General features: G+C 47.6%; 10 protein-coding genes. 1 reads left to right on the forward strand and 9 read right to left on the reverse strand.

Annotated elements, in window-relative coordinates:
• Positions 1–11: 11 nt before the first annotated feature.
• The 5 genes from rsmG to BT142_RS08735 form a co-directional block, all read right to left on the reverse strand.
• Positions 12–731: a 16S rRNA (guanine(527)-N(7))-methyltransferase RsmG gene (rsmG, locus tag BT142_RS08715; RefSeq protein WP_072417812.1), complete on the reverse strand. Its 720-nt coding sequence runs from the start codon at positions 729–731 to the stop codon at positions 12–14.
• Entirely contained in the window at positions 728–2623 is a 1896-nt protein-coding gene (gene mnmG / locus BT142_RS08720) for a tRNA uridine-5-carboxymethylaminomethyl(34) synthesis enzyme MnmG (RefSeq protein WP_072417813.1), read from the reverse strand. The genes rsmG and mnmG overlap by 4 nt, the downstream gene beginning before the upstream one ends.
• 358 nt (positions 2624–2981) lie before the next feature.
• The gene (gene serS / locus BT142_RS08725) at positions 2982–4277 is read right to left on the reverse strand and encodes a serine--tRNA ligase (protein ID WP_072417814.1); all 1296 of its coding nucleotides are present in this window, start codon (positions 4275–4277) and stop codon (positions 2982–2984) included.
• Positions 4278–4340: 63 nt separating this feature from the next.
• Entirely contained in the window at positions 4341–5240 is a 900-nt protein-coding gene (locus BT142_RS08730) for a ParB/RepB/Spo0J family partition protein (protein ID WP_072417815.1), read from the reverse strand.
• Positions 5240–6025 (reverse strand): ParA family protein, encoded by a 786-nt coding sequence (locus BT142_RS08735; RefSeq protein ID WP_072417816.1) that lies wholly within the window; start codon positions 6023–6025, stop codon positions 5240–5242. Before BT142_RS08735 ends, BT142_RS08730 begins: the two co-directional genes overlap by 1 nt.
• 282 nt (positions 6026–6307) lie before the next feature.
• On the opposite strand from BT142_RS08735, the gene BT142_RS08740 reads away from it, so the two are divergent.
• Entirely contained in the window at positions 6308–7108 is an 801-nt protein-coding gene (locus BT142_RS08740; RefSeq protein WP_072417817.1) for a ParB/RepB/Spo0J family partition protein, read from the forward strand.
• Between the two features lie 212 nt (positions 7109–7320).
• On the opposite strand, the gene BT142_RS08745 is transcribed toward BT142_RS08740, so the two are convergent.
• From BT142_RS08745 to BT142_RS08760, 4 genes are all read right to left on the reverse strand, one after another.
• Entirely contained in the window at positions 7321–9228 is a 1908-nt protein-coding gene (locus BT142_RS08745; RefSeq protein WP_072417818.1) for a UvrD-helicase domain-containing protein, read from the reverse strand.
• A gap of 15 nt (positions 9229–9243) precedes the next feature.
• Positions 9244–11166 carry an ATP-dependent nuclease gene (locus BT142_RS08750; RefSeq protein ID WP_072417819.1) on the reverse strand — a complete coding sequence of 641 codons (1923 nt, stop codon included), beginning with the start codon at positions 11164–11166 and terminating at the stop codon, positions 9244–9246.
• 207 nt (positions 11167–11373) lie between these two features.
• Entirely contained in the window at positions 11374–14694 is a 3321-nt protein-coding gene (locus tag BT142_RS08755) for a type ISP restriction/modification enzyme (protein ID WP_072417820.1), read from the reverse strand.
• Between the two features lie 12 nt (positions 14695–14706).
• Positions 14707–17298: helicase-related protein (locus tag BT142_RS08760; RefSeq protein WP_072417821.1), on the reverse strand; the 2592-nt coding region annotated here is incomplete at its 5' end.

Consider the following 17298-nt stretch of genomic DNA (forward strand, 5'->3'; position numbering starts at 1 on the left):
CCGACCGAATCTTACTTCAGAGGATTCTTCTTCATCTGACCCGCGTTTCTCGGGAACTTCCTGTCCATCGGCTTCACCTTGCGGATGACGATCAGCACACGGCTGTCGCCGCTCGGCAGCGAATAGCTCTTCACGTCCGCCACCTCGCCGCCGAGGATCTTCACGGCGCTCCTTGCCTCTTTCAGCTCAGCCTCGCCGTCCCTGCCCTTCAGGGCATAGAAACAACCGCCCACCTTCACGAAGGGAAGACAGTACTCGCTCAGGTCTCTGAGATTCGCGACAGCCCTCGCCGTCGCCGCGTCGAACTGTTCTCTGAGCTCGGCTTTTCTGCCTGCTTCCTCGGCACGCCCGTGGATGCACTCGGCTTCGAGACCCAGCTCGTCCGCCACCGTGTTCAGGAAGTTGATGCGCTTGTTGAGGCTGTCCAGCATGGTCAGCCTGAAGCCGCCCTGCCAGATCATCAGCGGCACCGACGGGAAACCTGCGCCCGTCCCCACGTCGATCATGTTCCCGAATCCGCCCTCCGCCAGCACGAAGGGGTACACCGAGTCGTAAAAATGCTTCTCGGCTATCCCCTCGGGGTCGGTTATGGCGGTGAGATTTATCTTCTCGTTCCATTCAACCAGCAGGTCGGCGTATCTCTCGAAGCGGCGGTACATCTCCTCGCCGACCTCCATGCCGCCCTTTGCAAACAGCTCCGCGAACTGTTCATACCCGATAAGTCTGCTCATTCCTCGTCCTCCTTGTGTCCGTAGGCACTCAGCCAGATGAGCAGAACGTTCACGTCCGCAGGGTTCACGCCCGAGATGCGGCTCGCCTGACCCACGCTCAGCGGCTTGATCTTGTTGAGCTTTTCAGCCGCTTCGAGTCTCAGACCCTTGATCTGCGAGTAGTCGGTGTCGGGCGGCAGAGCCCTCCGCTCCAGCTTGCGCATCGCCCTGACCTGCTGTTCCTGAATGGCGATGTAGCCCTCGTACTTGATGTTCAGCTCCGCCTGTTCGCGGACGTCCCTGGGCAGGTCGCCGCGCCCCTTGTCGAAGGGTGCGAGCCCCTCGTAGCTCAGCTGGGGACGGCGGATGAGCTGTGCCAGCTTCGTTCCCGTCGTCAGCGGCTCGGTGCCGCACTCGGCGAGGTAAACGTTCAGCTCCTCCGACGGCGCGATGTTGACCTGCTTCACGCGGTCGATCTCCTGCCCGATCAGCTTCACCTTCTCGTTCAGCCGCTCGAAACGCTCGTCGGAGATCAGCCCGATCTTGTGTCCGACAGGGGTCAGGCGGATGTCCGCGTTGTCCTGTCTCAGCAGCAGCCTGTACTCGCTGCGGGAGGTCATCATTCGGTAGGGGTCGGAGCAGCCCTTCGTCACCAGATCGTCGATCAGCGTGCCGATGTAGCTGGAAGCGCGGTCGAGAAGCATCGGCTCACGTCCTTTGAGTTTCAGCGCCGCGTTGATGCCTGCCACAAGTCCCTGCGCCGCCGCCTCCTCGTAGCCCGAAGTGCCGTTGAACTGACCCGCGCCGTAAAGGTTCGGCACGCTCTTGAATTCCAGCGTCGGCAGCAGATCGGTGGGGTCGCAGCAATCGTACTCGATGGCGTAGGCGTTGCGCATGATCTCGACGTGTTCGAGACCCTTTATCGTCCGCATGAACGCCAGCTGCACTTCCTCGGGGAGCGAGCTGGACATACCCTGCACGTAGCACTCCTCGGTGTCGAGACCCATCGGCTCGATGAACAGCTGGTGGCGCGGCTTGTCCGCAAACCGCCTGATCTTGTCCTCGATGGACGGGCAGTAGCGGGGACCCACGCCCTCGATCTGTCCCGAGTACATCGCCGAGCGGTGGATGTTCTCCCCGATGACGCGGTGGGTCTCGGCGTTGGTGTAGCCCACGTAGCAGCTGATGGTGTTTTCGAGCTTTCCCTTTGTCTCGAAGGAGAAGGGCACGATGTCCTCGTCGCCGTCCTGACGTTCCAGCTTGTCGAAGTCGATGGAGCGCCTGTGGACGCGGCAGGGTGTGCCCGTCTTGAAACGTCTGAGCCCGATGCCGAGCTCACGTATCGAATCGCTGAGGAAGTTCGCAGGCAGCGTCGAGTCGGGGCCGCTCTCGTAGTTCACATCGCCGACGAACACCTTGCCGCGGAGGTAGGTACCCCCCGCGATGATGACCGCCTTCGCCCTGTACTGCGAACCCAGCTTCGAGCGCACGCCGCAGATCTTCCCCTCGTCGGTAAGGATGTCGGTGATCTCGTCCTGTTTGAGATACAGCCCCTCGGTGTGCTCGACCACCGACTTCATGTAGGCGTGGTACTTCACCCTGTCCGACTGCACGCGCAGGCTGTGGACGGCGGGGCCTTTTCCGCGGTTGAGTATCCTCGACTGAAGGAAAGTCGCGTCGGCAGCCTTCGCCATCTCGCCGCCCAGCGCGTCGATCTCGCGGACGAGATGCCCCTTCGCGGTGCCGCCGATGGAGGGGTTGCAGGGCATATTCGCCACCGCGTCCAGCGAAATGGTAAACAGAGCCGTTTTCAGCCCGAGCCGTGCCGCCGCAAGCGCCGCCTCGCACCCTGCGTGCCCCGCCCCGATAACGGCAATATCAAATTCGGCAATATAATTATGATCTGTCTGCATAGTAACCTCAATTATAACTGCATTTGTTCCACGTAAGCAGGGGCAGTGACCCCTGCACCAAGTTCACGATGATCTGGCTGCGCCAAATCTTGTTTGAAAAGCCAGCCAATTTTGCTGCCGCGTCTTTTCAAGAGAATTGTTCCACGTAAGCAGGGGCAGTGACCCCTGCACCAAGTTCACGATGATCTGGCTGCGCCAAATCTTGTTTGAAAAGCCAGCCAATTTTGCTGCCGCGTCTTTTCAAGAGAATTGTTCCACGTGGAACATTCATCTGAAAACTGCTTTACGCAAAAATATTCCACAAGGGCAGGGGTCACTGCCCCTGCCCAGGTGGAACAATATTGCTTCGGTGAGTTGTTTAAGCCTTGCACTTCTCCAGCTTGTCCTTGCCGCCCATGTAAGGTCTCAGAGCCTCGGGGACAACAACGGTTCCGTCAGCCTTGAGGTTGTTCTCAAGGAACGCGATGAGCATTCTCGGCGGAGCAACAACGGTGTTGTTCAGCGTGTGAGCGAAGTACTTCTTCTTGTCCGAGCCCTGTATCCTGATGGACAGTCTTCTCGCCTGAGCGTCGCCGAGGTTCGAGCAGCTGCCGACCTCGAAGTACTTCTGCTGTCTCGGCGACCACGCCTCAACGTCAAGGCTGCGTACCTTCAGGTCAGCCAGGTCACCCGAGCAGCACTCCAGCGTGCGGACGGGGATGTCGAGGGTGCGGAAGAAATCAACGGTGTTTCTCCACAGCTTCTCGTACCACTCGTCGCTGTCCTCGGGCTTGCAGACAACGACCATTTCCTGCTTCTCGAACTGGTGGATGCGGTAAACGCCGCGCTCTTCGAGTCCGTGTGCGCCGACTTCCTTGCGGAAGCAGGGGCTGTAGCTGGTCATCGCCTTCGGGAGCTCGTCCTCGGGGATGATGGTGTCGCTGAACTTGCCGATCATCGAGTGCTCAGAGGTGCCGATGAGGTAGAGATCCTCGCCCTCGATCTTGTACATCATGTTCTCCATCTCCGCGAAGCTCATAACGCCCGTAACGACGTTGGAGCGGATCATGAAGGGCGGGATGTAGTAGGTGAATCCGCGGTCGATCATGAAGTCGCGTGCGTAGCTGAGGATCGCCGAGTGCAGTCTTGCGATGTCGCCGCGCAGGTAGTAGAAGCCGTTGCCGCTGGTCTTGTTTCTTGCGGTGTCGAGGTCGATGCCGTTGAAGGACTCCATGATGTCAACGTGGTAGGGTACCTCGAAATCGGGAACTACGGGCTCGCCGAAGCGCTCGCGCTCAACGTTCTCGCTGTCGTCCTTGCCGATCGGAACGTCGTCGCCGATGAGCTGCGGGATGACCATCATTCTCTTCTTGATCTCAGCCTCCAGCTCCTTCTCCTTGTCGGGCAGACCTGCGAGTTCCTTGTTGATGCCGGCGACCTCAGCCTTCACAGCCTCAGCCTCGTCCTTCTTGCCCTGTGCCATAAGTCCGCCGATCTGCTTCGAGAGCTTGTTGACCTTGCTTCTCAGCTCGTCCGCCTTGGTCTTGCAGGCTCTGAACTCCTTGTCCAGCTCGATGACCTCGTCAACGAGGGGCAGCTTGTCGTCCTGAAACTTCTTCTTGATGTTTTCCTTTACCAGATCGGGTTCTGTCCTTACAAGTTTGATGTCTAACATTTCAAATTACTCCTTTTATATAAATGATTGTTTTTCCGTTTTTGATTGTTCCACGTGGAACATTTACGACAGCGACGCCGTCAGCTGTTCGATGAGCTCTTTCAGGTCTTCCTCGGTCTTGAAGTCCAGTTTCAGCGAATAGCCCGATTTTTCCTTTCTGACCTTCGCCCTGATGCCGAAGCTCTGCTTGAAGGATTCCTCGGTCTCGATGCTATACTTCTTGAAGGGGTCTGCGAATTTCGCGGCAGGTATCTCCTCCGCGGTCTGCTTGATGAGCTCCTCGCCCTCAACGGGTTTGTTCCGCAGTTTCTCCGCGGCCTTTTCAAGCTCCCTCACCGAGCAGCCCTGCTTCGCGTACTCCGCGAGCAACAGCTGATCTGTCGGGTCGTCGAAACCGAGTATCAGCTTCGCGTGGCCGACGGAGATGTTCCCCGCCTTCAGTTCCGCCGCGATGTCCACGGGAAGATTCAGCAGGCGGATGGAGTTCGCAACAGCCGAGCGGGAACGTCCGACAGTCTTCGAGACCTCCTCTTGCGTCATCCCGAAGTCGTCGATAAGCCGTTTCAGCGCGGCAGCTTCGTCGATGGGGTCGAGGTCGCAGCGCTGAATGTTCTCGATGAGCGAGATCTGCGCTGCCTGCGCGTCGGTCAGGTCTCTCACCACCGCAGGTATCTCGGTCAGCCCTGCGATGCGAGCGGCTCTCCAGCGGCGTTCGCCTGCGACGATGCGGTAGGTGTCCTCACCGATCGGGCGGACGAGTATCGGCTGCAAAACGCCGTGTATCTTGATGTTTTCGGCGAGTTCGTTCAGCGCGTCCTCATCGAAAGTGCGTCTCGGCTGAGATCGGTCGGGCTCGATCATCGAGACCCTCAGAGTGCTGACAGCTTTTTCGCTGCTCTCCTCGCCGAAATTGTCCTCGAACAGCAGGTCGAGACCGCTGCCCATCCTGTCATTTTTCGCCATCAGGTCATCTCCTTTTCACGCTTTTTTTCGTTTTTGAGTATTTCCTTCGCAAGCGCTTCGTAAGCCTTGCTGCCTTTGGATTTTTTGTCGTAGTAGAGGGCGGGCTTGCCGAAACTCGGCGCCTCACTCAGGGCGATGTTACGCGGTATCACCGTCTCGAACACCGAACCGCCGAAGTACTTTTTGACTTCCTTGACGATCTGCCCCGTGACCTTGTACCGCTCTACGTACATGGTGAAGAGGATGCCTTCGAGGTACAGCTTTTCGTTGAAGCTGCGCTGCACGCGCTTGATGGTGTTGTTCAGCTCGGCGAGGCCTTCCAGCGAGAGGAATTCACACTGTATCGGCACGATGACCGAGTCGGCTGCGGACAGGGCGTTGATCGTCAGCATATCGAGGGTCGGGGGACAGTCGATGAGGATGTAGTCGTAGAAATCCTTCGCGGGGCTGATGACTTCGCGCAGCTGAACAGCCTTGTCCTTCATGGACAGCAGCGACACCGACGCGCCCGAAAGCCGCTGGGTGGTGGGTATCATGCTCACCCCCGTGAACTCGGTGGCGACCACCGCTTCGTAGGCGGTGCATTCGCGCATAATGACCTCGTAGATGGTGTTGCGGACGCTCTTCTTCCGCACGCCCAGCGAGGTCGTGGAGTTGCCCTGCGGGTCGAAATCGACGATGAGGACTTTTTTGCCCCTGCTGCCGAGGACTGCCGCAAGATTCACGACGGTGGTTGACTTACCGACGCCGCCTTTCTGGTTTGAGACTGCGATGATCTTTCCCATTCGGGCTGTCATCTCCCTTCGATAGAATATACCTTATATATTATACAACATTTTGAGCGATTTGAAAAGCCCTTTTCGACAATTTTCGGAAAAAAATTTTTCGACGGCTTATGAACATTTTCCCGTCATTTTTCCGACGATTACTGCCCGTTTACGCGGATTTTCCGCCCTTCCTCCCGAACCCCCTCGAAACTTGCGGCGAATGACGTCTTTATTATTTCCGACCAATACTTTATAATAGGATTAGAAATGTTCCACGTGGAACATCGGAGGAGATTTTTTATGTTCGGATCATTTTTTACCCCCGCAAGATCCGCCAACGCCGTCAGAGAGATCGGCGTTTCCGAGATCCGCCCCTGCCCCTATCAGCCGCGCTGCGAGTTCGACAGGCAGGAACTTGAAGCCCTCGCAAAGAGCATTTCCCAGCTCGGGCTCTTGCAGCCGCTGACCGTCCGCGAGGTCGGCGGCGAATTTCAGCTGGTCTGCGGCGAACGTCGCCTTCGGGCGGCTCGCATCGCAGGTCTCGAACGCGTCCCCTGCCTCGTGACCGACCTCTCCGACAGGGAAGCCGCGGTCGCCTGCCTGACCGAGAATTTGCAGCGCCGCGACCTCAATTGCTTTGAACAGGCGGAGGGCATCCGTCGGCTCATCGGCGAGTTCGGACTGACCCAGCAGCAGGCGGCGGTTCGGCTCGGTCTCAGTCAGCCCTCGGTTGCGAACAAACTTCGCCTGCTCCGCCTGTCCGAGGATGAACGCCGCAAGATCGTCGAGTCGGGTCTCACCGAACGCCACGCTCGGGCGCTCCTGAAAGCCGACCCCGACCTTCGCACAGAAGCCCTCTCCGCAGCCATCCGCGACGATCTTACCGCCGAACAGACCGAACGCTTCATCGCCGACAAACAGACCGAGGAAAAACGCCGCCAAAGCTACCGCAAACGCGCAGCCGCAGTGGGCGACGTCCGCCTCTTCTTCAACACCGTCGAAAAAGCAGTCCGCATCATGAAACTCGCAGGCGTTGACGCCCAGACCGAACGCAAACAAGAAAACGGCATCATCGAATACGTCATCAAGATCCACAACTGAATGTTCCACGTGGAACATTTACGGGTGGTGAGTGCAGGTTTCCCCCAAGCAAGACCCGCACTCGTAAAAAGTAAAGAGGCCATCCCAAAAGGACTGCGCTCATATAGAAGTTTTATTAAAACAACTATAAACAATAACTTTACAGCAGGCTATGAAACAAAACAGGCAGATACTTCGATGAGGTATCTGCCTGTTTTCTATTTTAGTTTCATTTATCTCAAATCTTTAATAACCCAGTCGTTACTGAATACGTCCTTACTTTTTTCATAAGTTTCAGACTGCATTGCTACACAAAGTAATTTTTTGGGTCTGCTCATGCCAACATATGCGAGTTTGCGGCTATAATCAAATAGCGGTGATTTTCCAAGACTTCCAGCACCAAAATAAGGAAGAATCCTGTTCAAGTCAGTTGAACGTTGTCTGGATGTTTCAAGATAAAGTGTTGCATCATGTGTTTCACCTTTTACTGCGTGAATGGTATCAAATACAATCCTTCGACCTCTAATTGGATCAATAAACACATTCTTCTCAGACCTATCTGCCCGACTTGCAACACTCGATTCATCAAGAAAGAAATCTGGAAGTATAGTGAATATATCAGCTATGGTTGGATCACTGATTCTTAGCAATTCTTTAAGCTTTCGCCGTAACATCCAATCTACGGTTTGTCTATCGAAGCATTTTAATGTCGACATCTCATAAATCCAAGAGCGATATAAATCTCTATACTGTTCTTCAAGGAACCTTTTTAATGCAACAGTAGTAAATTCTTTGCCAGATGCTGGATTCACTTTTTTAATATAGTGAAATATACGACATAACAACTTACGAATGATTTGCTCTGCCTTATAAAGCTTGCCGTTCTCTAATACCTGTGTTAATTCTTCTACTGAAATCCAATAGTTATATTCACTTTTCTTATTAGAACTATCAAATTCTGGAAAATAGCTACCGATTTTAAGTCCAGCAGTACTTTCGCTTTTTATTGCACCAATTGCCTTGTATACGCCGTTTCTATCATTCAAATTGTGAGCTTCTAATTCAGAAATAAAACTTACAATAACTCGGTCAATATTCTCAGGAGAAAAAACAAGTAATACTGGTTTAACTCCTGTTTCTCCAGTAAACGTCACTATACTTTTTTCTTTCTTCTTTAGTTTGCAAATTACATTAGCAATTTCCTGACTAAATCTGCAAGAGGTCATAATGGGCAAGTAATCATCCTGTGGAATCCAATCAGTTGTTGTATCTTCAGATTGGTTATATATAGCTTGATCAGAATCACCAATTTTGAAAATCGCACATTTTGTTGAGTCAAAAATAGCGTTTATAGCTTGCCTTTGAATATCATTACAATCTTGATACTCATCTATGAAAACGTATTGAAATCGTGATGAAAATATATCTGTATACGATTGGGATAAATCATCAATAGCAGCCTTTGCAAACGAATAGGCATCCTGATACCTTATTATCCCTTCGTTTTTTAGAAGATCAACTAATAATTCTGAATATTGCTCTGTGGAAGGCTTTCCTGCACAAGCCAATGCGTTTTTCTGTCGTTCTATACAAAGGGCACCATCATCTCGTAAATATAAAGCCTGCGTATGACTGATACGATCAGAAAACTGTCTGCCAGTTTGGTAATTATTTTCAGTTAGATAATTCAGTTTGCTATACTTTCTATTATTCAGCATTTTATTAAGCATATGCTGTGCATAGGTCATACTATCAACCACTTGAACGCTTTGCCCGAAAGTATTGCGTATATAAGGCATAGTCACAAATCTATCAATAAATGACTGAATCGTCCCAACATAATTAGGATAGCTGAGAATCTTATCTGAATAATCAGAGAGTTTTCTTTTGATTTCATTTACAGCAACATTTGTATGGGAAAGCACACAAATTCCAGCACCGTTTTCAAAAGGAATTCTATCAGCTAACAGTTTTAACTTAGCGAGAAGAACGGTAGTTTTTCCGCTGCCAGGACAGGCGGCTACATCAGTTGAATGCCAACACCGGATGACTTTTCTTGCATCATCTGAAAAATGTGTCTCCTGTGGCAGAAGAAGTTCTTCAGTTGATTCGATATCCTTATCGGAAATTATCCATTCCAACGTAGAACCCTCCCTTTATATTTTCTCTCCCGCAGCATACTTGATAGCATTTACAATATAGCGCAAATACTGATCTTTTTCAATTTGTGTATTAAGTTCAGCTTTCTTTGCCTCATCTGTTTTGAACCCATATAAGTCGAGGTCAAACATTTTTTCTTGTGTTACTCCTTCTGGTATTTTAGATGTTCTCCATCTTAACGCCGAAGCCAGACATTGAGCAACTATCGCTTTAAGGCTACTTTTCCCATCACCGTTAAGCATTAAATCATAAATTCGATATGCACGTTCGGCATCAGATAAACTTTCCCATAGCTGTGCTTCTGTTTCAGCATCTTTATTTGCTTCACCTATTTTTGCATCAGTCAGTGAAATATACTCTCGAGCATTCAGAATCTTCATGCCATAATGAACTGCCTTATGAAAATCTTTTGAAAGACAGCTCAAAGCAATACAATACTCTAATGTCCATCGAGGTGAAGTGAAGCCACGAACGGCTCCATTTGTGTATTTTATATTTTTCTTTTCTTCCGTTTCTGTAGATTCAGTCACTTTTTCATTGAATACCTTTTCTTTAGTAGTTGAATCAGTATCATATGGCTTTACATCACAATCGGTTATTACAGAAACTGGTATTCCAAGATCGGTACCGTCATTCCGAACCATAATCCCGCTATATCTAAGAAAAGCTGTGCTACCAACATTTACAATGGATATTCCGTATTTTTCTAATGGGTATCCGATAATATCTGCTAACACAGGAACCAGTATGTTTTCTGCATCGCCTTCAACCATTATTATACCCTTAGCAAAAAACAGATTGGCTTTTGTCGAATCAAGAAAACGTTGAAGAAATAGGTAATCACCTTTTTGCAAACCTGTTTTTCCCTCAGCCAAATCGTACCCACAACCGCTTTTCATTAAGATTAAGTTTTTTAAATTGATTTTTGATGCCAAAATCGGACTGTGTGTAGATATTATAATTTGGACATCATTTTCGTTATACTCGTTCTGAAGGTAGTTAATCAACCTAAGTTGCGCTTGCGGGTGTAAATGAGCTTCCAATTCTTCGATCAGAGCCAGTTTCAATCCACCATCAGTGTCATCTTTAAGAAGTAATAGTTCTGCTGCAATGAACAACAGATTTAATTCTCCTAATCCCGGGTTAATCTCAGGGGCATTCAATGACAATGATTCCAGGATTGCTTTGAGCTGAATATCGGATGTTTTTAATTCTGCATTGCTTGCCTGACCTTGATCATTAAAAGATGCTAAGTTGTCTCGAATCGCTTGAAGAATATGTTTTCCATCGGCATCATCAGTAAAATACTCCTCAATTTTTTTGTTTGCGTCTTGAAAAATGTCAAGAACTGCGTGTTCCTTCTTATCTTTGAAAACGGGATGATTAAGCAGTATTTGTGAAATTCTGGAACCACGTCCCGAACTCATTTCGCGTTCTGCATCACGAAGTGGTTTCAAATAAACTGCTTTCAATAACTCTCTTGCTTTTCCGTCAATGGAAATACCATCATCTATATCACCTACGCGCAATTCTTGATAAATTCTGTGTCCGTCTTTCCATGCACGATAATGAAGTTGAAGTGTATATTCGACCTTATCTCCATCTTTTTTGAAGTTTAAATATTCGATGAAGTTTTTGGCTTCATTCTGCGTGAATTCAGAAAGCGTACAATCGATTTTGAATTCAGAACACGCATTTCCATCGGCTGATCTATAAAAATCTTCATCTACTGGCTTGATATATTCATTGCTTTGGGTAAGCAAAACTAATTTTAGAGCATCTATCACAGCCGTTTTTCCGGAATCATTCTCACCAATCAGTGCATTTAACCCCTTATGAAAAGTGATTTGCAATCCAGGTGCTCCATCCACGGATTGGAAACGGCGAAAATTATACACCTTTAACTCAGATATAATCATTTTTTTCACGCTCACTTCCGAAAATTTATAAAGTATAGTAATCCTTCTGATGTTTCAAAATTGTGATTAAAAACTTGTTATCTTGTTAGCACTCGTTGGTGAAGAGTGCTAGCATAATTATAGCACCTATTTTGAAAAATGTCAATAACAGTCAAATAAAAGGACAGATACTTACACAAGAGAAGCATCTGTCCTTTTTACGTCATATCAGAACTCCACAACCTGATCTATCTCCGCCATAAGCTCCTCGGTGAGCCTGAGAGCTGCGATGATCTTCTTGTAATGCTCGATGTCCTCGGCGGAGAGCATTGTTTTCTTGCGGTCTTTGAGCCACTTCTGCAAGGGCTGATAACCGCCGATGTACTGCTCCCACTGTGCCTGCGGTACGTTGTCGAAATACTGCGTTTTGCTGATGTACACCCTGCCGTTCTTGTATTCGGGTTTGACAACCTCGTTAGTGCCGTCACCGACAAAGCTGTAAGCTGCGGTGTCGAATTCGGTCTGCATTAGGTGGCATTCTCTCAGCTTGCCGCCAATCTCTACAAGTTTCCAGAAGGTTTCCTGATTTGTTGGATACGGAATATACGGAAAATCACGACATAAGAATTCCTGATATGTAGTTCTATATTTCATTGAATTTAGAATTGCATAAACATAATCAACAAGGTTTACAGAATTATAGTATGAAGATGATTTTTCATCAGTGTTCTTAAATTCCAACCCCAGCTTATTAGAGATTATACTAATAATATTCTTATTGAAATTGGTTTCTCGATTTTCTTCACCAAAAGTATTAGTATACAAGAAAATTGGGAATAATTGAGTCGATGTTGAAAAATCGCCAATAAATCTTCCAACAATACACGAATCAACAATCATAAAATTACTATATAAACGTTGTGGCATTGCATTTCTTGTTAATGCTAAACCAAGATTATTATGTCCTATCATTTCTTTTGAGACTTTATCTCTACAACATTTTATAAAACCTGAGCTTTTTCCAGTATAAAAGCTCCACTTTGAATTAAACGGACTTAGAAACAGTTTGAAGTAATAACCATCATTAGGATAATGTGAAATAATGTCTTCTTTAGCCCATGCTACAGTCCAATCTCTACCATCATTTCCTAAATCATATTTTCTACGAATACTTTCTGTTCCCATTGATAATATATCTTCAATAACTGCGTCCAATTCTTCTTTAGTATTGTGTAATACAAGTTTATCTTTTCCAGTTTGAATTCCTTCAAGATGAATTACAAGTAAATCGCTTAAACAAAATCCTTTATAGTATTGTGTATTTGAAGAATTAGGTACAAAAAGATAATATGGCGGTTCAGAAACTGGAACATCAAATGTTAGATGCTTTAGCTCTGTTTTATTCAGCTTTGAATACTTGATATCACGAGTTCCATACAAATCTGTATAGAAGACATTAGCTATAGAACTGTTTTTACCTGTTTTTACAAATACATTTATGCATACTCCCTGTTGTATATCAAAGACATTTTCATCTTTTCCACCATCTGGCGTGGTTTCTTGATGATTGCTATTACCATGCAGATTGATGATATAAATTGCATCGAATTCTTTTAATAATTGCCAACGCATTCCACGAAAAGTAGGTTTATCTAAATATGCATGAGGATTAATATATGCTACAACACCTAATCCGGCACTATTGATTAAATGCTGAGCAAATCGCATAAATTTAATCTCATCAGAATCTATAGAGTATTTTTGCTCCTTTAGTTTTTCTTTTCCACCAGGTTCTGTTTTATAGATTTGCATTAATCTATCTAACCACGCATTTTTATTAGCACTTGAAGATGAATACGGCGGGTTACCAATAATCACGTTTATGCCATTATTACGTTTTGCCTGGTTTGCTTCCGCTGATTCAAAGGCAAGCGGATCATCAAACATAGAAGTCATTACACTTCCATCATCAAACACTTCTACCATTCCATTCGCTTCTTCCAGCGAATTGGTCAGGAACACATTCAGACGGTGGTCGCCGCCGAAATCATAGCCCGTATCTTTCAGCACCATAGCGAGCTTCATGTGCGTAACGGCATACGGAGCCATCATCAACTCAAAACCGTTCAGACGGGGCAGCAGGTGCTTCGGGACATACTCATTCCATGCCTTTTTGATCTGCGCTTCACTCTCACCACTATGCTTGGCTCTGAAATTATCATATATTTGCAGAATGGTCTGACGCAGGAATGTTCCCGTTCCTGTTGCGGGATCAAGTATCTGAACGGCAGGTACTTCCTTTGTGTCTTCGGTCATGCCCTGACCTCTGATCTTTTCACGCATATATTTCACGGTCTTGGTTTCTTCCGATGCCAGACCGTCCGCAAGCCCGAACTCCGTTTTCAGAATACTGTCAACCGCCCTGACAATGAAATTGACAACAGGCTGCGGCGTATAGTAAACGCCCCTCTGCACCTTCTGTGCCTTGTCGTATGCGGTCAGAAATTCCTCATAGAAATGGATAACAGGGTCTTCACGACCGCCGCCCGTCTGACGGTTGAAGTCGGCAAGTATCAGGTCGGTGTTAGTATGCGTGAGTATCTCCACAACATTAGCAACTTCCAGCTCGTCAAAGGTCAGGTGACGCTCACTGCCCTCGCCAAGACATTCCTCCATGAGCCTTTTCAGGAACGGATTAGTGTTCGGAATGCAGGCGATAGCTTCTTTCACGTTGAAGCTATCCTGCGTCTTGTCCATGCATCTTGCTGAGAACAATCCGTAAACAACGGTCTGAGCGTACATATCTGCAAACTGCTGCTTGGTCATATCGTGGATAAGATTGTCTTTGAAATCCTTGAACAGTTTGTGCACATATCCGTCATGCGTTTCGACAGCATATATGTCAAGTATACGGTCACGGATAGCCTGAGCCTCCGCCGCCAGCTTGACAGTAAGCGAAGCAGAGTCCCTGATAACCTGATGATATGCCGTCACAAACGCCGACGACCACTGATCATACCATGCCTGCGTGTCAGTAACATCTTTCACCCATGACAAATGCCCGATGCGATCTTCAAAAGTTCGTATCTGCGTGAAATCCTCAACAGCAGGCGCACAGGAGATCATTTTTATCTGCGGAAGTCCTGCGACCTTATCCTCAAAATGTGCAATACCGATAGTACGGTTATTATCAGCCCCCCAGAAACAAAGGAACAGAAGGTCTTTCTGCGACCATACAGCGTGTTCAGCGGCATTTCTTCTCTTTGGGATAAGTCCCGACAGTATCTTACGGAGTGCTGACACTTCAAACTTGTTGCTGTCGAACTCTACGCAGAAGATGCCCCATTTCTGCTCATCGCAAAACGGCTGTAACTGCCGGAAAGAAGAAATCTTAGCAAAAGCATCAGCTTTCAAACCAATATCAGCAGCATCAAAATCGTATGTAATATCGTCGATCTCATCAAAATCATCAAGGTCGATGTTCCAATTCAGTTCCTCGGTGAAGTACCTGATTAGATCATCTATGCTCTTTATATTTCTGATATCCATATCTGTTACCCCTTATATCATCTGAAGCCATGTGACCAACTTGGCTTTTTTGCCCATAGGCGCTTGTATTGCTTTCAGATAATTTTTCTTGATATAGTTTTCGATCACTTTGCGTATCTCGGAGAACTGCTCCCCATTAGCGTTAAAGGCTCTGCTCTCTTCACGCTCGCACTTGATAGCAGTCCATATCTCATGCAGATCTTCCGTGACCTGATTAGTTTCCGGATCAACCACATACCAACGGTAAATACCGTCGCCGTCCGACCATGAGCCGTCAGCTCTCTTGGTAGGCAGTTCATAGCAGAAGAAATATCCCTTCCGTGTTGACGCCATTTTACCGCTGTACATCTTTCTTGGCAGCTCCTTGACCTGTTCAAGATAGTCGGGATTATCTGCTAAGAGCTGCTGATATGCAAGGGCAATTTCTTCCTCTGCGGAAGTACTGCCCTCATAATGTGAATTGAATTCTTTCAGTGCTTCGTATTCGTCATCAGGAGTGAGGAGCTTTTCTCCCTCAATGCCGAATGTCTTGGAAATACGGAGCGTTTTCTTTGATACGGTCTTATACAGTGACAAAAGATCTTCCAATTCCTTTGGCGGCAGGAAGTTCCAATAATACGCAAAATCACGATCTGCTTTCAGTTCTGGGTGGTCTGCAAGCAGATGTGCCTCGGTATCTGCATCACGGCGGCGGTCGATACGACCTATTCTCTGCATAAGGCGAACAGGGTTCCAGTGCAACTCATAATTTATTAGACACGAAGCGTCCTGTAAGTTCAAGCCTTCTGCAAGTACATCTGTTGCGATAAGTATCTTTATCTCGTCCGTTACATCTGCCGATGAACAGCCGTTATAATACGGAGCAAAACGCTGTATCATCTCATGGCGGTCACCGGAAGTCTGTCCGTCGATCTCATAAAGATCGGTAAAACCTGCCTTTTGCAGTTCACGATAGATATACTGCGCTGTTGCCTTATACTCTGTAAAGATAATGACCTTTTTGTTCTGAATGCGTGTATCTTCATGCAAAATACGCTTTAATTCCCGTATCTTATCGTCGTTTTCGGGCTTGAACTCCATCATATCTTCGATGAATTTTGAAAGCGTGTCCATATCCATCATGGTATCAACAAGCAGAGCGTTTATATCGAAATCATTGACATCAAAGACTTCTTGAGTATTCCATACATAATCGGGCAGACTGTCTTCAATATCTTCGATAGAAGTCTGATTCAGAGCCGCATATTCCTCGGCGTACCGCAGAATATCTTCCTGTTCAGCCTGCTTTCTCTCAACACGGCGCTTGCTGCTTGCATCAGTATCCTTGTAGTCATTAAGGAATTTGTTCAGGCGGATATATATTTTGATACAAGTCTCCTTGAAGGCTTCTATAGAGCTTTCAAAGCGTTTCAGCAACAGGATACGGATAAGATTTACTACCTGCTGCTGACGACCTGTTACCATTTCGTCCATCTTGGACTTGTCCCCGATAAAATAATCATCGCTGTACGGCGAATAAATGGCAAGGGACAGGATCGTTATCGTCTTTCCGTTCTTATCTTTGCGGTCAAAGGACTCCTTGAAGTCTTTAATCAACCTGCCGTATGATTTTTCAAGAGAGTAATTTGCAACTGTCGGCGGTTCTCTCTTAGAAAAAAGGACATTATTTCCTTGCTCGGTCAGCAGACTCCGCTTAACATAGGCACGGCTTCGCTGTACAACAAGCTCTGTAACCAGCTTGTCTGCACGGATAATATCGCCGGATATATCCAAAGAATCGCTTATTGCTGTACCCGAAACCTGATCGAGCTGCTTCTCCATCTTTTTGAAGTGTCCTGCAAGGCTGTGTATACCAAGAGGGGCGCCGGAGAAATAATCTTCCTGCCTGTGGGTGAAAAGCTCGATAAGGTGCTGTAGATCAAGGAAACTGTTATTGATCGGTGTGGCTGTCAGCATAAACATCTGCTTTTGACAGCCTGTCTGCATCATCTCAAATAGCTTTCTGTATCTGTTGGAGGAACGGTTGCGGAAATGATGCGCTTCATCTATGATAATAATTTCCGCCTGCTGTGCGATCTGGTTCATCAGGTTCTGATTTTTGTCAAGCAGCAGGTCGGTATGGTTGATGATCTTGAACGGATAGAAGCCCTCCAGTATCTCAGGGATAAGTCGTTTTATCGTTACTTCCCATACAGATACTCTTGCAGATGCAGGAACGATCAGTACGACATTTTTACGCTCCTTCTTTACGAAACGCTCTATCAGCATCATTCCGACAAAGGTTTTGCCCAGACCGACACCGTCACAAAGGAAAGCACCTGAGTAACGCTCAGCTATCTGGATAAGGCTGTTATAACCGTCCTTCTGATACTGCGACAAGCCCTTATACACGACCGATTCGTTTTCTTCCCATTCGGATACAGTTTCCTCATGGCTCTTGAAATACTCATACATGGAGCGAAGATAAACATCATAAGGACTGAACTCACGGCAGTGCATCTCCATTACCTTCAACACAGCTTCGGTAATATCCGTGCCGTTCTGCCAATGTTCATCAAACCACTTCTGAAGCTGTTCAACTTCATCTTTGACCTGAACATTCAG

Origin of the sequence: Ruminococcus sp. YE71, from assembly GCF_900119155.1 — a bacterium.
Taxonomy (GTDB): Bacteria; Bacillota; Clostridia; order Oscillospirales; family Ruminococcaceae; genus YE71.